Source organism: Pseudomyxococcus flavus (genome assembly GCF_050038885.1).
In the GTDB taxonomy this organism is placed as follows: Bacteria; Myxococcota; Myxococcia; order Myxococcales; family Myxococcaceae; genus Myxococcus; species Myxococcus flavus.
In genome coordinates this window covers 8,828,129-8,844,057 of record NZ_CP143624.1, presented here as the reverse complement: position 1 = coordinate 8,844,057, position 15,929 = coordinate 8,828,129, and the positions used below count along the sequence as shown (strand labels likewise).

Sequence of the window (15,929 nt, the reverse complement as noted above, 5' to 3'; positions counted from 1 at the left end):
GTTCTTCTCCTCGTGTCGTTGAGGCGGCGCAGGTTAGGTCAGCGCACGCTGGACCGCGGGCCAAAAATTCGGATGGCTCCCATACGCAGGAACGCGAAGGGCCCGGAACCGGCTCGCGGTCCCAGGCCCCTGCGTACTGTTCAGCAACCCGCAGTGGATTACGGCGCCGGCGCCGCCGCCTTCGCGGCCTTCTGTGCCTCGGCGAACTTCTTCGTCATCTCCGCGAACTGCACCTGGTACTCGTCCATGCGCTTCTGGTGCTCCTCGGCGCGCGCGGTCGCCTCGGCGACGATGGCCTTGTCCTTGGCGTTCTCCGTCGCCTCGGACAGCGCCATCTCCTTCTGCTGCCGCTCGAACTCCATGAGGCGGCCCATCACCACGCGCTTGTTGAGGTAGGTGTTGGCGGAGTTGGGGTTGATGGCGATGACCTGGTCGTAATAGCCGAGCGCCTTCTCCAGGGACTCCTTGATGATGGGCGCACCCATCGAGCGGGCGCCGCCACGCTGCGCGTAGATCTCCGCGATCCACCCGAGCGACGCCTCGTCCTTCGGCTCCAGCTTCAGCGCCTCGTTGAAGTACTTCTCGGCGCTCTCGGTGTCGTTGGCCGTCATGTACATGCTGGCCAGCGTCCGGTGAATCTCGGCCTTCTCCGCGGGCGTCGTCTTGAACTCGCCCATCTTCAGGACGGCCTCGGCGGCCTCGTCCATCTGCCCGAGCTGCATGTGGGCGAAGGCCTTCTTCTCCCAGACCTTCTCCTGCTTCGGGTCGGCCTGCAGCGACAGGGCGTAGGCCGCCGCCGCTTCCTTGTATTCCTTCTTGCTCAGGTGGTCGCTGCCGGCGATGCGGTGCTTCTTCGCGGTGTCGTCCTCGGCCTTACACCCGACGACTGCGCCGCCCAGCGCGAGCGCCCCGACCACCAGTCCGATTTTTCCCAAGCGCTTCATGTGCGTGCCTCTCGAGATCTCTGGAGGACCCGCCCTCACGGGTCCTGATTTGGCTGGGAGCATACCCGAAGTCGCGCCGCCAGGGCCCTTGCCCGTTGGCCTGCCCCCTGGGGAGCAGGCAGCCCTCGCACGGGATGTCCAGGTGCGTCATGCCGTCAGCACGAGCTTGACGATTTCGGGCGGGCTGCCGACGCGCATCGGGGGCCCCCAGAAGCCGCAGCCCCGGCTGACGTAGATGCTGGAGTCACCGTGTGCGTACAGCCCGGCGGAGTGCTCCCACGCGAGGCCAATCAGCAGCGTCATGGGCACGAGCTGCCCACCGTGGGTGTGCCCCGAAATCTGGAGGTCCACGCCGCGCTCCGCCGCCACCTTGAAGTTCGCGGGCTGGTGCGCCAGCAGCACCGCGGCGCGGTCGGGATCCCGCCCCGCGAGCGCCTGGTCCAGGTCGTAGCCCTTCTTGTTCCGCCGCCGGCCGCCGCTCCAGTCGTCCACGCCCACCAGGTCGAACGAGGCGCCCGCGTCACCGACGCGCACGTGCCGGTTGCGCAGCACCTCGATGCCGAGCGACTCCAGGAACGCCGACCACTCCTCGTCGCCCGAGTAGTAGTCGTGGTTGCCGGTGACGAAGTAGCTGCCGTAACGGGACTTCAGCGCCGCGAGCGCGGCGACGTGGCCGCCCAGGGTGGCGACGTCTCCGTCCACCAAGTCTCCGGTGATGGCGAAGAGGTCGGGGCGCAGCGCGTTGGCCTGCTGGACGAGTGCGTCCATGTAGCGCCGCTGGATGAAGTGCCCCACGTGGATGTCGGTGAGCTGCACGATGCTGAGCCCGTCGAGCGCCTTGGGCAGCTTGGGGACCTTCACCGCGAGCTCGGTGACGATGGGCGGCGAGAAGGCGCGCCAGCTCCCGTAGGCGGCCAGTCCTCCACCGGCGACGAAGGCGCCGCCCGCGACGGCTTGCCCCAGGAAGCGCCGGCGGTCCTCGTCGACACGGGGGGACGGCGGTGCCTCGGCCTCCTGGAGGGGAGGCGTGGGCTGCGCGGCAGCGGGCCGCAACCGCCTGGCGAGGGTCGCGAGCGCCCGGCCCGTGTCCACGAGGAGCAGGGCGATGACGAGGCACAGCGCCACGCCCATCCAGGTGTACATCGCCATGGTGAGCGGACCCTCTGCGCCTTCAGGGAGCAGGTCGACCACGGTGCGCCGGTTTCCCAGCACGCCCGTCATCAACACGAGCACGGCCATGGCCAGCAGCCGGGGCAGGCGGCCGTGCACAAGCTGCCGGACCAGCCGACGGTACAGGTACAGGTGGCCCAGCACCGCGCCGAGCCCGATGAGCATGGAGAAAGAGAAGAGTCGCAACGGAGTCGAGGAGATAGGGACAGCGGGAGAAGTGCCAGGGTAACACGCTCCCGGGTGACCTCGCCGTCACATCAGGGCAAGGGCCCGAGCGCGGGCGCGAGTCCGCGACGAACATTCCCTGGCATCCGGGAGCACCCGGTGCCATGGCCACGGGGAGAGGCAGGACGGGGCGGCAAGGTTACATCCGGGCACGTACCGTCCCGGGAGCGCCAGTCCGCTGAGCACGTCGCCGGGGCTCAGGGCTCGTCGGGTGGCAGGGAGGAGCGCGAGGACATGGACAAGGTCATCGTCATCACCGGAGCGAGCGGAGGCATTGGCGCGGAGCTGGCGCGGCAGGCAGCCGGGCAGGGGGCTCGGCTGGTGCTGGCCGCACGGCGAAAGGCGGAACTGGAGGCCGTTGCCGCGCAGTGTGGGCGCGAAGCGCTCGCGATGGTCACCGACGCGACACGCCGGCAGGACATGGAGCGGCTGCGCGACGCGGCGCTCGCGCGGTTTGGCCGCATCGACGTGTGGGTGAACAACGCGGGGCGCGGCATCACCCGCTCCGTGGCGGAGCTCACGGATGCGGACCTGGAGTCCATGTGGCGCGACAACGTGAACAGCGCGCTCTACGGGATGCAGGTGGTGCTGCCGCACTTCCAGGCGCGGAACGCAGGGCAGCTCGTCAACGTCTCCAGCACGCTGGGGCGGCTGCCCATCGTTCCGCACCGCTCCGCGTATAGCGCGGCGAAGCATGCGCTCAATGCGCTCAGCGCGTGCCTGCGTCAGGAGCTGCGGGAGACGCATCCCGGCATCACCGTCACAGTGGTGATGCCGGGCGTGGTCGCCACCGGCTTCGGAGACAACGCGCTCGGTGGCGGCCCGGACTCACGGAAGTTGCCGGGAGCTCAGTCCGTGGAAGACGCGGCGAAAGTCATCCTCGGTGTGATCGAGCACCCGCGGCCCGAGGTCTACACGCAGGCCGTGACCCAGGCGCAGGTCGAGAAGTACTACCGCGATGTGGGGGCCTTCGAGGCTGGCTTGCGCGAGCCCTGAAGGCCGCCGCTCGAACGCTCAGAGCGCCCACGCCCACCGGGTGTTGTGGTCGCTCTTGAAGCGGTAGAAGGGATTGCCGGAGTCCTGGATGAGGAGCGCCTCGGAGCCATCATCCAGGATGGCGGTCACCCGGATGTCGTTCAGGTTCCAGTTGTCTCCAGTGTCGAACGGGTTGCGCTGCCCGGACTGGAATCGGATGGCGAACTCGCGCAGGTTGACATACAGGACGCCCGCGGGAAGCGCGATGTCGACGGTGCGTGTCGAGCCGTTGGGCCAGTTCTGAGCGTTGTTCAGACTCTGGCTCATGGAGGTCAGGTCATCGTCGAGGTTGATGTACTTGATCTCCGCGAAAGCGTGACTTGCCTCGCGCAGGTCATCGCTTCCGGTGACGATTCGAACGCGCAGGTGGGTCACCTGACGATCACCGTCCACGGCGTGCGCCGTGGCAGGAGCCATCAGGAGCAGGGCCAGCATGGCGGTGAAAGCCGCCACGGCGCGTCTGGAAATCGTGTTCAGGATAGGGAGCGTGTTCACGAGAATGCCTCCTTGAGCTGCCATTGGGGTGTGCGTGTCATTGGCTCGCGGCTCAGCGCACGCGAGCGGCCAGAACCCTGCCGTGACGCCTTCCGCGTGAACACTGCCAATCTTCTTGCAGTGCCATGCTCGCGCCGTCCTGGTGCATAGCAACGGGATGACACGACACGCGGCGCTCATCCTGGTCGCGGCGCTCTTCTGCCGGGCGTCGTCAGCCAGAACCCTTCCAGCGGACTTTGGTGAAGCGCCCGAGGCACTTCGTATCAACCTAGTGACCTTCGGACCCGGCAAGGCCTTGCATCAGTACTTCGGGCATAGCGCGCTGTGGGTCGAGGACACGCGGCTGAGGGCAGGCGTCCTCTACAGCTATGGAACAACATCCGTTTCGGACGGCGACTCGACTCGCTTCCTGCTGGGCCGACCGACGTTCTGGGCGGCCCGTCTTCCAGTGGACCGGACGTTCATGCTGTATCGGGCCCTGGGCCGTTCCATCACGGTACAGGAGCTCCAGCTCACGGCCCCCCAACGGAAGCAGCTGTTGCGGCGACTGGAGCATGACGTGCAGCCCGCCACACGTGAGTATGCGTATCACCCCTTGGAGGACAACTGCGCGACCCGCGTGAGGGATGTCCTTGACGAGGTGCTGGGCGGTACATTGCGTGAGGCGCTCCGGGGGCCGGCACGGGCCACGCGGCGTGAGCTGCTGCGTCAGTCCATCCAGACCCATCCCATGTTCGAGGTGCTGCTGATGTCGTGGCTCAACGACGAGGTGGACGCGCCCACGACGCATTGGCAGGCGGCCTTCCTCCCACGCGAGCTCGCGACGCTGCTCGAGGGCGTCACCTACCTGGGGGACGCTGGTGAACGCATCCGGCTGGTCCGTCGCACGACGGTCGAGGCACTCGCCACCGTTGCTTCTGCGCCGGCCGTTCCCGGGACGGCGGGGACCACGCTGGCGTGGCGCATCGGGGGCGCGCTCGCGTCCCTGGCCGTCCTGGCTGCGCTTCTACGAGGGCGCAGTGCCCATCCGCTGTTCCGGGTCCTCTTCGGGCTCTATCACGTGTTGTTCGGCCTCGTGCTCGGCGCTTGGGGTGTCTCGGTCGGTGGGTTGATGCTGTTCTCCAGGCTGGACGTCATGCAGCGCAACGAGAACCTGTGGTTCGCCAACCCGGTGGCCTTCGGACTGGTGCCGCTCGGTATCCTCATCGTGTTCGGGAGCGCGCGCGCGGAGCGTTGGGCTCGCCGCTGCGCCTGCTTGCTCGTGGTCGGGGCATTGGTCGCACTGGCCCTCAAGGGCCTCTCGTTCTTCGACCAGGACACCCGGGAGGCCATGGTTGTGGGGCTGGTTGCGAACCTCGGCCTGGGACTCGCTCATGCCTGTCGGTGGGGACGGCCCTCCCGGAGGCTCCATGCTTCAGGCCATCGGATGCTTCCGGGCTGATGGAACCGGGCGCGAGGCTACCCTTGGGCGGGCAGCGTCACCTCGATCCGCGCGCCTCCCTCGGGTGGATTGCAGGCGCGGAGGGTTCCTCCACTGGCCTCGATGAGTCCGCTCACGAGGAGCATGCCCAGGCCCGAGCCATGATGTTTCGTCGTACCACCTCGCGGTCGCTGCCCCTCCAACAGCCCGGCCCGGAAGCCCGGCCCGTCGTCGCTGACCCGGAGCAGCACGCGTTGCAGTTCCCAATCGGGTTCCACGTCGACGCGGACCGTGCGCGCGCCCTGTTGGCCATCGCCTTCGCAGGCGTTCACGAAGAGGTTGGTCAGCACATGCACCAGCCCTCGCTCTCCGCCGACGATCCGGACCTTCATGTCACGAGTCGCAACAGGCTGTGGCGCAGCGCCCTCCAGGTCGAACTTGACGCCGCCGAAACGCGCCTGGACGACCTCCGCGGTGCGGCGCAGCGTTGCGCCGATGTCGACGGCGGTCGCATCGTCAATCAGGGTCAGCTCACCCAGGGCTCGGGTCTTCACGCTCTCGATGAAGCCGCTCAGCTCGGCAAGGTGTTGGGCCAGGGCGCTCGCGTGGGCAGGTGTTGAAGCGCCCGCGGGGTCGCGGACGAGCAGGTCCGCGCGCAGCCTCGCCGCGGACAGCAGCGTCCGCACGTCGTGATGCTCTCTCAGCAGGGTGCGCATCTGCGTTCGTGCCCTCTCGACGCGTGCGCTCGCGTTTCCGGCCTTGAGGACCAGCCGCCTCGCGATGCCGCAAAGCACGGAGGCGACGACGCCGGCGCTGCCCATGAAGATGAAGAGCAGCATCACCTCCTTGAGGCCATAGGTGGCCTGTTGGCGGTGGACGTGAAGGTCGAGCGCCGTCAGGCCTCCCATCAGGAGCAGGTTCACCGCGGTTCCCGTCCATGCGGCCACCGGGGAGAGGCGTACGGCGGTGATGAAAACCACCGCGATGGCCGCGGAGGGGTCCGGCATACGGAGCAGCCCGGTGTAGTGAGGGCCGTGCCAGAGCACCGTGGAGAGCAGCGAGGCATGGGCGACGACGCCATCCAGCACCGTGGATGCGACGAGCAGCCCCGTGCCGAACATCCGCCGCCGAGCGGCGCAGAGCGCCCCGACGGAGAGCGCGATGCAGCCCAGCAGGAGGGGAAGCTGGAGCCATGCGGCGGCCGCGCCTCCCTCGGCCTGGCTTCCGCCCAGCGCCAGGAACCGCGCGAGGATGAGCGCGCAGAAGCCAATCCGGATGCCATTGACCAGCGCTTCGCCTTCGTTCGAAGCGTCGGATAAAACGCGGTGCGCCAGCAGGTCCATGGCTGGCAGCCGAGGACTCTCAGACATTCGTGGTACGTTGCCACGGGTGGGGAGTGTCCGGCATCTGCTGGTCGTCGAGGACGCTGTGAGTCTGGCGCGAGCGATTGAGGACGCGCTGCGGGCTCGTTTTGAGCGATGCACGCATGTCGCGTCGCTCGCTGCGGCGCGTCACGCGCTGCGAAGCGATCCACCCGATGCCGTCATCCTGGACGTGTGTCTGCCTGACGGAGCCAGCGTCGAGCTGCTGGATGCGCTGTGCGATGTGGAGCCGCTGCCACACGTCATCGCCATCAGCGGTACGGCGACGGCCGAGCAGGCCTTTCAGCTGGCGCAGGGCGGCGTGCGGGCTTTCCTGCCCAAGCCGCTGGACCTCGCCCGACTCGAGGCCGTGTGGCTAGAGACGCTGTCACGTCCTCCCGACCTGGCCTCCGCGTTACGCGCGAGCGCGGGGCGGGTGCCGCTCCACGACTTCGAGAGCTTCGTCCGCGACACCTTGGTGGACGAAGCCCTGGCGAAGTCGGAAGGGAGTATCCGGGGCGCCGCGAAGCTGCTCCACATCTCGCGGCAGCTCCTCCAGCACATCCTCAGCGGCCGGAAGTAGTCACTTCCTTCCTTCGCGCGCTCAGGTCCGCGCTTCCTGGCCCGCCGCAGCGCCCGCGCTCTTCAGGTCCTCGAGGATGGCCCGGCTGAAGTCCTCCAGGTCATCGGGCTTGCGACTGGTAATCCAGTTGGCGTCCCGCACCACGGCTTCGTCCTTCACCGTGACATTGGGAATCAGCTTCAGGTCGTGCCGGATCGTGGTCCAGGCCGTCAGCGTCCGTCCATCCACGATGCCCGCGGAGATGAAGAGCTGCGGCCCATGGCACACCGCCGCGATGAGCTTGCCGCGGTCATCGAACTCCTTCACGAACCGGACGAAGCGCTCGTCGGCGCGGAGGTTGTCGGGGGAGTGGCCGCCAGGGATGAGCAGCATGTCGAAGTCATTCACCTGGACGTCATCAATGCTGCGCTCCAGGCGGAACTTCTCCTTGCCTTGCTTGCCCGCGACCTCGTCACCGGCCTTCTTGCCGATGAGGACCACCTCGTGGCCCGCCTGGCGCAGCCGGTCGTAGGGAATCCGGAGCTCCGAGTCCTCGAAGCCCTCGCCCACGATGCACGCAATCCGCTTCCTGTCAGCCATGTTGTCCCTCCTCGGGTGGGGTCTCGAAACATCTGCACGCTGTGCAGCCCCAGCCAGGAAGGGGAGCCCTCTGGACGCGCACAGGCGCCGTACCTGCCGCCACCTTGGCGGGCAGGCAGGCGCCTGAGGCAGCGGTCCCCGCGGCTCCGGGGGTCGCCGATACCATCACTCGTACCGGAGCGATTCGATGGGCGCCAGGCTCGCCGCGCGCCGCGCCGGCCAGATGCCGAAGAACACGCCCACGGTGGCGGAGAAGGCGATGGCCACGGCGATGGCCTCCGGTGCCACCACCACCGTCCAGCCCGCCATGCGCTCGAGCATCGCCGCGCCGCCCACGCCCAGCAGCAGCCCCAGCGTTCCACCCGCCAGGCACAGCACCAGCGACTCGACGAGGAACTGGAGCATGATGTCCAGGCCCGTGGCGCCCAGCGCCTTGCGCAAGCCAATCTCGCGCGTCCGCTCCGTCACGGACACGAGCATGATGTTCATGATGCCAATGCCGCCCACCAGCAGGGAGATGGCGGCGATACCGGCCAGCAGCAGGGAGAACGTCTGCGTCGTCTCCTGCATGGTGGTGAGCAGCGAGGCCTGGTCACGGATGTTGAAGTCCGCGGGCTGTTCCGGACGCAGCCGGTGCTCGCGGCGGAGCTTCTGGTCGATCTCCGCCATCGCGTCGTCCATCGACGTCTCGCTCACGGCCTGGACCGCGATGGACCGGATGCGGTCGCTGCCCATCACCCGGAACTGCGCGGTGGACAGCGGGATGTAGAGGCTCTCGTCCGGGTTGTTGAAGCCCTGGGCGCCTTTCTCGGCCAGCACGCCAATGACCTCGAAGGGAATGCCCCGGATGCGGATGGACTCGCCCACCAGTGACGCGGTGTCCGTCAGGCCCAGCTGCGTGCCCGCGAGCGCGCCCAGCACGACCACCCGGCGGCGCCCCCGGTCCTCCGCGTCCGTGAAGAGCCGGCCGTGGGTAATCTGCCCCTGGTTGACGCTGAAGTAGTCCGGCCAGGTACCGACGACGGAGAGGTTCGCGTTCTTCGCGCCGTACTCCACCTGGAAGCGCGACTCGATCTCCGGCGAGACGGCCTGGATGTGGCGGGCGTTCTCCTTCAGGGCCTCCGCGTCGTCGATGGTCAACGACGCCTGGGCGCGAATCATGCCGCCCCCGGCGAAGGACTGGCCGGGGCGCACCGTGAGGACGTTGGTGCCCAGCGTCTGGAGCCGCTGCGCCACCGAGCGCTGCGCGCCTTCACCCAGCGCCACCATGGTGATGACCGCGGCGATGCCGATGACGATGCCCAGCATGGTCAGCAGCGACCGCAGCTTGTTGGCGAGGACCGCATCGAATGCGACCCGGATGATTTCACCCATGACGTGTCCTCCTCCTTCCTGGAACCCGACCTACCGCCGCATGCGCGCGCCGCCCGCGCCCGGAATCACGCCTCCGGACATCTGGCGCATCCGCTCGTTGCGCTCCTGCTGCTGCTGCTGGAGCTTCGCCACGGAGATGAGCAGCACCTGCTCACCTTCCTCCAGGCCGCTCACCACCTCCGTGCTCTCCCAGTCGCTCAGGCCCAGCGTGACGCGGCGGGGCTCGATGCCCTTGGCTCCCTGGACGAAGACGACGCCCATCCGCGTGTCTCCCGAGCCCTGGCGCTCCTCCCGCAACCTGCGCCCCGTCGAGCCCTCGCCCGAGCCGCCCTGGCCGCCGCGAGGGCCCGTCCCCGCCTCGGCCTTCGCCGGCACCACCGGGGTGCTCGTGCCGGAGCCCTGCATCGCGGCCTGGGTGGCCCCCGCGCCGACTTCACCGACGGCGGACACAGTCGTCGCTTCGCCCGGCGTGCTCCTCTGGCTCGGGGCACCCGACGGGCGCAGCGCCGCGCGCACCGCGTCCTCGGACAGCCCCACCGCGGCGGCCGCGCTCCGGGCGTCCCGCACGCCCACCACGGCGGTGTTGGGCACGGTGATGGCGTTGCGCCGGCGGGAGATTTCGATGGCCACCTCGGCGTTCATGCCCGGGCGCAGCAGGCCGTCCGGGTTGTCCATCCGCACCAGCACCGGGAAGAGGGTGACGTTCTGCTCCACGAGGGCCTGCGGTTCGATCTTCACCACCTCGCCGATGAAGGTGCGGCCCGGGTAGGCCTCCATGGTGACGCGGGCCTTCTGGCCGGGCTTGATCTGCCCGACGTCCGTTTCGTCCACCTTGGCGCGCACCTGCATCACCGACAGGTCCGCCATCTTGAACAGCGCGGTGCCGCCGGAGACGTTGTTCGTGGCCGAGGCGATGATGACGCCCGGCTGGATGGCCCGCTCCAGGATGGTGCCGGCGCTCGGCGCGACGATGGTGACGTCACGGCTGCGCTCCTTCGCGAGCTGCAGGTTCGTCTCCGCCCGCACCTTCGCCGCGCGCGCGGTCGCCGAGGCGTCCACGGCCGTCTCGTACTCCTGCTGCGTCACGTAGCCGTCCTTGCGCAGCGCCTCCATGCGCTGGCGCTGGGCCTCGGTCGTGTTCAGCCGGACTCGCGCGGACTCCAGGTCGGCCTGGGCCTGGGCCAGCGCGTTCAGCACGTCGCGCGGTTCGATCTCCGCCAGCAGCGTGCCCTTGGCCACGGTGTCACCCGTGTCGAAGTGGACCTTCAGCACCTCGCCAGACGCCTTGGACTTCACCTCGACCACGCGCAGCGGCTCCACGAGGCCCGCCGACTCGGCGACCACTTCCATGTCCCGGCGCTCCGCCGTGGCCACCGCCGCCGATTGCGCCTGCGCCTGGGGCTCCTCGCCGCGCTGGGTGACGTACACCCCTGCACCCAGAAGGAGCGCCGCGCTGCCCGAGATGATCCACTTCTTCGTCTTGCTCACGACGACCTCCCGTACCCTGTTCCACGCTGCGAGCGTGGCGAAAATTCAGTTCCGATTCCGCTCGTCCCGCTCGATGACGCCGTCCTTCAGGAACAGCACCCGCTGCGCGTATGCCGCGATGTCCGACTCGTGGGTGACGAGCATCAGCGTCTGACCCTGGGCGTGCAGCTCGCCGAAGAGGGCCATGATCTCCTCGCCCGTGCGGCTGTCCAGCGCGCCCGTGGGCTCGTCCGCCAGCAGCAGGGCCGGCTGCGTCACCAGCGCGCGGGCAATGGCCACGCGCTGGCGCTGACCGCCGGACAGCTCGTTGGGGCGGTGGTCCTTGCGCGCGCCCAGGCCCACCTTCTCCAGCATCGCCGCCGCGCGCTCACGCCGTTCCTTCTTGGGGACCCGGGCGTAGATGAGCGGCAGGGCCACGTTGTCCAGCGCCGACGCGCGGGGCAGCAGGTTGAAGCTCTGGAACACGAAACCCAGCTCGCGGTTCCGGATGCGGGCCAGCGCGTTCTCCGACATGCCCGCCACCGGCTGGCCGTTGAGCCAGTACTGTCCCTCGCTGGGCACGTCCAGGCAGCCGATGAGGTTCATGAAGGTGGACTTGCCCGAGCCGGACGGGCCCATGACGGCCACGTACTCGTTGCGGCGGATGGTGAGGTTGACGCCGCGCAGCGCGCGCACCACCTCGGAGCCCATCGTGTAGTCCTTGCGCAGCCCCTCGACGCGGATGACCACGTCGGAGATGTCCCGGGCCGGGCCCGTGTCCTGCGACTGCTGCGGCTGGGTGGACGTGCTCATAGCGGCCTCCCCGCGAGCGCTTCCAGCTCCGCGCGCGCGATGCGGTAATCGAAGCGGTAGGCCACCAGGTTGGTCTCCGCCTGCACCAGGTTCTCCTGGGACGTCAGCAGCTCGATGATGGTGGTGGCCCCCAGCTTGTAGCGCTCCTGCTGCACCTTCAGGTCTTCCTGCGCCACCGCGACGGACTCTGTCGCCAGGGCGATGCGGTTCGACGCCAGCTTGAGCTGGCTCAGGGAGGTTCCCACGCTGGAGCGCACCGCGCGCCGGGTGTCCGCCAGCGTGCTCTGCGCCACCGAGGCCTGCGTCCGCGCGTTCACCACCCGCTCCTCGCGCACGAAGCCGTCGAAGATGGGGTAGGAGAGGCCCAGCCGCACCGACCAGCTCGTCCGGCCACCGTCGATGGCGGGTGCGTCGTTGAACCAGTCATAGCCACCCGACAGGCGCACCGTGGGCAGGTAGCTCGATTTGGCCGCGCTCACGCTGGCCTCCGCGGCCCGCAGGTCCGCCTCCGCGGCCAGCACCGAGGGGGCCCGGGCGGTGATTTCATCGGCCAGCGCCTCCTCGGTCAGCGCGAGCGGCGCCTCGTCCTGGGCTTCCAGCGGCTGGGCGTCCACCGGGACGTCCTCGCCGATGAGCCGTCCCAGCGACAGCGCCGCGGCGGTGTGCTGCGTCTGCGCGGAGAGGAGCGCCTCCTGCGCGGCGGTGAGGTCGTACTTCGCACGCAGCACGTCGGAGCGCGTCGCCGAGCCCACGGCCAACCGCCGCTCGGCGGCCTCCGCGTTCTGCTTCGCGCGCTCGATGCGGGAGAGGGCGACCTCCTCCAGCCCCCCCGCGCGCAGCACTTCGTAGTACGCGCGCTCGACGTCGAGCACCGCGGAGGCGCGCTGCGCGATGAGCCCGGCCTGGGCCGCGCTGGAGCGCGCCTGCGCCTGCCGGCTGTTGGCACCGCGCTGGCCGCCGGTGAAGACGTTCCACGACGCCGACACGCCGGCGCTGTACGTGTCGCTGGGCGCGTTGAACACAGCGCCCGTGTTCGGGTCCAGGCGCTGGCTGCTCGCCAGGGAGCTGTTCGCGGTCGCCGACAGGGACGGCAGGTAGGCGCCGAAGGCGCTGCGCTCGGCCGCGCCCGTCGTCGTGACACTTCCGGCCGCCTGCGCGACCTGGGGGCTCGTCTTCAGCGCCCGGGCGATGGCCTCTTCCAGCGTGACGCTCATCCGCTGGGGCGTCTCCTGCGCCAGCCCCACACCGGGCACCGTCACGAGCCCGAGGAAGCCCAGGGCCAGGGCCGTCATCCGGTACGGTTTCCGCTTCCACCACGGTGTCTGTGCGTTTTTCATCGCAAGGCGGGCCACTGCATTTGCCTTGCCAGACTCCAACCTCTGGAAATGAGGAGGGAAAGTGGCCCAAGGGCTGCGGGAACCGCAGTGCGAGTGCGGATTCCGCATGGGCCGCTGGCGAATTCAGCACGGGCGCGGCCCGCGTCCGGGGTGGTCGAGGCACGCGCCCCTCAACAGCGGGTGTGGGCCCCGTGATTGCACTGGGTGTCCGCCCGGAGCAGGTGCGCCGGTGTGGCGCGGCTGCTCCGTCGCCCTGCCAGCGGCCTCGTGGCCGCCCTCCACCCCCGGGAGAGATGCCCATGTCCCCTGAGATGCCCGGTCGACGTACGGCCCGTGAGGCGCACATGGCTGACGGAAGAGAGTGCGGATTCCGCACTCCGCATGCAGAGTTCGCAGCCTGTGGAGGTGTGCGATGGAGCTGGAGTCCCCCCGGCGGAGGTCGGCGATGAGCGGCGCTCCCTGGTGGCGTCCGCTCGGGCCCCGAGCGCCCTGGGTGGCGGCGGTGCTGATGTGCGCGGTCCTGATGTCCGCGGCCCTGTTCATCCGGAGCACCGCGCTGGAGTCATCCGCCCTGGTCGCCCGGGGCATGGCCAACGTCATCATGGTGGCGGGCTTCGAGGCCTTCCGCGACGCGGACGGGCTGCCGGACCAGGCCGCATTGGACGCCTTCCTGGCCTCCCACCGGGAAGGCGGCCTTCGCTACGTGGCGGTGCTGGATGAGGACCAGCCGCTGGTGTCGGCTGGTGAAGGCAAGGTGGGCACCCGCGATATCCAGGACGGCTCGCCGCTGGTGGTGGAGGGCGCCCGCGCGCGGCTCATCCACCGCATCCGGCGGCCTCGGCCCGTCTATGGTCCGCTCACGCTGGAGGAGGCACGGGCGCTGTCGGAGCCGGGCGATGTCCAGGAGCCTCGCAGGCACCTGCGGATGCTCTACGAGTTCGAGCCGCTCACCGCGCTGGAGCTGGAGTCGCGCTCCCAGCGCCTGCTGGGGGTGGCGGTGGCCTCGTGCGTGGGCATCCTCGTGCTGGCCTTCGCCTTCTCCCGCTCGCTGGCGCAGCGCGAGGCCCTGGCGGAGGAGCTGGAGCGGGGCCGGCGGCTGGCGGCACTGGGCACCATGTCCGCCGTGCTGGCGCACGAGCTGCGCAACCCGCTGGCCTCGCTCAAGGGGCATGCACAGCTGCTGGCCGAGCGCGTGGAGCGCGACACCGTCCTGGGGCCCAAGGCCGACCGCGTCGTGTCGGAGGCCGTGCGCCTGGAGCAGTTGATGAACGACCTGCTGGGCTTCGTGGCCAGCGGCGAGCTGCGGCGCATGGACGCGGACCCCAACGACGTGCTCCGCGCGGCCGTGGAGAGCACGGGGGCCGCGCGCGTGGAGGTCCGTTACCTGCCCACGCGTACGCCCTGGTCGATGGATGCGGGCCGCTTGCAGCAGGCGCTGGAGAACGTACTGCGCAACGCCGTCCAGGCCAGCCCCGCGGATCGGCCGGTGGAGGCGAGCGTGGAGCAGCAGGAGAAGGCGCTCGTGTTCACCGTGAAGGACCACGGCCCGGGCATTCCCGCGGGGGAGGAGGACCGCATCTTCGAGCCCTTCGTCACCGGCCGCCTGCGGGGCGTGGGGCTGGGGCTGGCCATCACCCGCCGCATCGTCGAGCTTCATGGAGGCTCGGTGAGCGCGCGCAGTCATGCCGGGGGCGGCGCGGAGTTCCGCCTGACGGTTCCGGCGAGAGGAGCCTGAGCCATGGCACGAATCCTGGTGGCGGATGACGAAGAGGGTGTGCGCTCGTTCCTCGCCGAGGCGCTGGAGTTCGAAGGTCACACGGTGACGACAGCCGCCGACGGTGACGAGGCCGCGCGCCTCATGGCCCGACAGGGCGTGGACCTCCTCCTGACGGACCTGCGGATGCCCGGCATGGATGGACTGTCCCTGCTGCGCAAGGTGCGTGAGGAGCAGCCCGACGTGGAGGTGGTGGTGCTCACCGCGGTGGGCACCGTGGAGAGCGCCGTGGCGGCGATGAAGGCGGGAGCCTTCGACTATCTCTTGAAGCCCGTAGGCAGTCCCGCGGAGCTGCGACTGACGGTGGCTCGGGCTCTGGAGCGGCGCGCGCTGCTCAACTGGAAGACCGAGGCGCGGCAGTCCGCGGGGGAGGTGGAGCTGAGCTGGGGCGCTCCGGCCATGGCTCCGGTGGTGGAGGCGCTGCGCAAGGTGGCGCCCACGCAGGCCACGGTGCTGCTGGTGGGGGAGAGTGGCACCGGCAAGGAGGTGACGGCGCGGGCCCTGCATCAGTGGAGCGAGCGCGCGGAGGGGCCCTTCGTGGCCGTCAACTGCGCGGCGTTGACGGAGACGCTCCTGGAGAGCGAGCTGTTCGGCCATGAGAAGGGCGCCTTCACCGGCGCGGTGGCTCAGCGGCGCGGCCGCATCGAGCTGGCGCAGGGTGGCACCTTCTTCCTGGACGAGGTGGGCGAGCTGAAGGCGGAGCTCCAGGCGAAGCTGCTGCGCGTGCTGCAGGAGCGGCGCTTCGAGCGAGTGGGCGGCACGCGGACGCTGGAGGCCGACGTGCGCTGGGTGGCCGCCACCAACCGCGATCTCAAGGCGATGATGGCGCGCGGCGAGTTTCGCGAGGACCTCTACCACCGGCTCGCCGTGTTCCCCATCCGGCTGCCGTCCCTGCGCGAGCGGCGCGAGGACCTGCGGCCCCTGGCGGAGCTGCTGCTGCGCCGCATCGGCGAGGAGCTGGGGCGCCCGGGGCTCCGCCTGTCTCCGGAGGCCGTGGCGCGGCTGGAGGCGTTCGCCTGGCCCGGCAATGTCCGCGAGCTGCGCAACGCGCTCGAGCGGGCGGCCATCCTCGCGGATGGGCCGGTGGTGGAGCCTCGGCACCTGTGGCTGGATCCGACCGGGGCCGCCGGTCCGGTAGAGGCACCGTCGTCGGAGGGGGGAAGGCTTCCCAGCCTGACGCTGGAAGAGCTGGAGCGGCGGGCCATTGAACAGGCCATCGCGGACGAGGCGGGCAACCGCAAACGCGCGGCCCAGCGATTGGGCATTGGCCTGAGGACGCTGTACGACAAGCTGCGGCGCTACGAGGCGCCGTGAGCACGTCGAGCGGCGCGGACCTCCTCGTCCGCGCCGCC

General features: G+C 69.7%; 14 protein-coding genes. 5 read left to right on the top strand and 9 right to left on the bottom strand.

What is annotated here, in order from left to right; all coding sequences use genetic code 11:
• Window positions 1–158 precede the first annotated feature (158 nt).
• The gene (locus VZL07_RS36595; protein WP_426752585.1) at window positions 159–944 is read right to left on the bottom strand and encodes a tetratricopeptide repeat protein; all 786 of its coding nucleotides are present in this window, start codon (window positions 942–944) and stop codon (window positions 159–161) included.
• A gap of 147 nt (window positions 945–1,091) precedes the next feature.
• Entirely contained in the window at window positions 1,092–2,279 is a 1,188-nt protein-coding gene (locus tag VZL07_RS36590; RefSeq protein ID WP_426757451.1) for a metallophosphoesterase, read from the bottom strand.
• Window positions 2,280–2,573: 294 nt separating this feature from the next.
• Between VZL07_RS36590 and VZL07_RS36585 the strand changes: the two genes are divergently transcribed.
• Window positions 2,574–3,335 carry an SDR family oxidoreductase gene (locus tag VZL07_RS36585; RefSeq protein WP_426752584.1) on the top strand — a complete coding sequence of 254 codons (762 nt, stop codon included), beginning with the start codon at window positions 2,574–2,576 and terminating at the stop codon, window positions 3,333–3,335.
• A gap of 18 nt (window positions 3,336–3,353) precedes the next feature.
• On the opposite strand, the gene VZL07_RS36580 is transcribed toward VZL07_RS36585, so the two are convergent.
• Window positions 3,354–3,869, bottom strand: a complete 516-nt coding sequence (locus VZL07_RS36580; protein WP_426752583.1) for a hypothetical protein — start codon at window positions 3,867–3,869, stop codon at window positions 3,354–3,356.
• Between the two features lie 157 nt (window positions 3,870–4,026).
• Between VZL07_RS36580 and VZL07_RS36575 the strand changes: the two genes are divergently transcribed.
• The gene (locus tag VZL07_RS36575) at window positions 4,027–5,310 is read left to right on the top strand and encodes a DUF4105 domain-containing protein (protein WP_426752582.1); all 1,284 of its coding nucleotides are present in this window, start codon (window positions 4,027–4,029) and stop codon (window positions 5,308–5,310) included.
• 17 nt (window positions 5,311–5,327) lie between these two features.
• Here VZL07_RS36575 and VZL07_RS36570 read toward each other — a convergent pair whose 3' ends face one another.
• The gene (locus VZL07_RS36570) at window positions 5,328–6,659 is read right to left on the bottom strand and encodes a sensor histidine kinase (protein WP_426752581.1); all 1,332 of its coding nucleotides are present in this window, start codon (window positions 6,657–6,659) and stop codon (window positions 5,328–5,330) included.
• Between VZL07_RS36570 and VZL07_RS36565 the strand changes: the two genes are divergently transcribed.
• Window positions 6,631–7,233 (top strand): response regulator, encoded by a 603-nt coding sequence (locus VZL07_RS36565; RefSeq protein ID WP_426752580.1) that lies wholly within the window; start codon window positions 6,631–6,633, stop codon window positions 7,231–7,233. The genes VZL07_RS36570 and VZL07_RS36565 overlap by 29 nt on opposite strands.
• Window positions 7,234–7,254: 21 nt before the next feature.
• Here the strand turns inward: VZL07_RS36565 and VZL07_RS36560 are convergent, their stop codons facing one another.
• From VZL07_RS36560 to VZL07_RS36540, 5 genes are all read right to left on the bottom strand, one after another.
• The gene (locus VZL07_RS36560; protein ID WP_426752579.1) at window positions 7,255–7,812 is read right to left on the bottom strand and encodes a type 1 glutamine amidotransferase domain-containing protein; all 558 of its coding nucleotides are present in this window, start codon (window positions 7,810–7,812) and stop codon (window positions 7,255–7,257) included.
• A 165-nt stretch (window positions 7,813–7,977) separates the two neighbouring features.
• Complete coding sequence (locus VZL07_RS36555; protein ID WP_426752578.1) at window positions 7,978–9,186, bottom strand: ABC transporter permease; 1,209 nt, start codon at window positions 9,184–9,186, stop codon at window positions 7,978–7,980.
• A gap of 30 nt (window positions 9,187–9,216) precedes the next feature.
• A complete protein-coding gene (locus VZL07_RS36550; protein ID WP_426752577.1) occupies window positions 9,217–10,674 on the bottom strand; it encodes an efflux RND transporter periplasmic adaptor subunit in 1,458 nt (485 codons plus the stop codon).
• A 45-nt stretch (window positions 10,675–10,719) separates the two neighbouring features.
• Complete coding sequence (locus tag VZL07_RS36545) at window positions 10,720–11,466, bottom strand: ABC transporter ATP-binding protein (protein ID WP_426752576.1); 747 nt, start codon at window positions 11,464–11,466, stop codon at window positions 10,720–10,722.
• Entirely contained in the window at window positions 11,463–12,758 is a 1,296-nt protein-coding gene (locus VZL07_RS36540; protein ID WP_426752575.1) for a TolC family protein, read from the bottom strand. Before VZL07_RS36540 ends, VZL07_RS36545 begins: the two co-directional genes overlap by 4 nt.
• Window positions 12,759–13,248: 490 nt before the next feature.
• On the opposite strand from VZL07_RS36540, the gene VZL07_RS36535 reads away from it, so the two are divergent.
• Window positions 13,249–14,538, top strand: coding sequence for a sensor histidine kinase (locus VZL07_RS36535; RefSeq protein ID WP_426752574.1), 1,290 nt, complete (start codon window positions 13,249–13,251; stop codon window positions 14,536–14,538).
• 3 nt (window positions 14,539–14,541) lie between these two features.
• Window positions 14,542–15,891: a sigma-54-dependent transcriptional regulator gene (locus tag VZL07_RS36530; protein ID WP_426752573.1), complete on the top strand. Its 1,350-nt coding sequence runs from the start codon at window positions 14,542–14,544 to the stop codon at window positions 15,889–15,891.
• Window positions 15,892–15,929 lie beyond the last annotated feature (38 nt).

Excerpts from the sequence above, each read along its gene's own strand:
- VZL07_RS36595 (WP_426752585.1), bottom strand. The coding sequence starts at position 944 with ATGAAGCGCTTGGGAAAAATCGGACTGGTGGTCGGGGCGCTCGCGCTG.
- VZL07_RS36590 (WP_426757451.1), bottom strand. The coding sequence starts at position 2,279 with ATGCTCATCGGGCTCGGCGCGGTGCTGGGCCACCTGTACCTGTACCGT.
- VZL07_RS36585 (WP_426752584.1), top strand. The coding sequence starts at position 2,574 with ATGGACAAGGTCATCGTCATCACCGGAGCGAGCGGAGGCATTGGCGCG.
- VZL07_RS36575 (WP_426752582.1), top strand. The coding sequence starts at position 4,027 with ATGACACGACACGCGGCGCTCATCCTGGTCGCGGCGCTCTTCTGCCGG.
- VZL07_RS36565 (WP_426752580.1), top strand. The coding sequence starts at position 6,631 with ATGGCTGGCAGCCGAGGACTCTCAGACATTCGTGGTACGTTGCCACGG.
- VZL07_RS36570 (WP_426752581.1), bottom strand. The coding sequence starts at position 6,659 with ATGTCTGAGAGTCCTCGGCTGCCAGCCATGGACCTGCTGGCGCACCGC.
- VZL07_RS36560 (WP_426752579.1), bottom strand. The coding sequence starts at position 7,812 with ATGGCTGACAGGAAGCGGATTGCGTGCATCGTGGGCGAGGGCTTCGAG.
- VZL07_RS36555 (WP_426752578.1), bottom strand. The coding sequence starts at position 9,186 with ATGGGTGAAATCATCCGGGTCGCATTCGATGCGGTCCTCGCCAACAAG.
- VZL07_RS36545 (WP_426752576.1), bottom strand. The coding sequence starts at position 11,466 with ATGAGCACGTCCACCCAGCCGCAGCAGTCGCAGGACACGGGCCCGGCC.
- VZL07_RS36540 (WP_426752575.1), bottom strand. The coding sequence starts at position 12,758 with ATGACGGCCCTGGCCCTGGGCTTCCTCGGGCTCGTGACGGTGCCCGGT.
- VZL07_RS36535 (WP_426752574.1), top strand. The coding sequence starts at position 13,249 with ATGAGCGGCGCTCCCTGGTGGCGTCCGCTCGGGCCCCGAGCGCCCTGG.
- VZL07_RS36530 (WP_426752573.1), top strand. The coding sequence starts at position 14,542 with ATGGCACGAATCCTGGTGGCGGATGACGAAGAGGGTGTGCGCTCGTTC.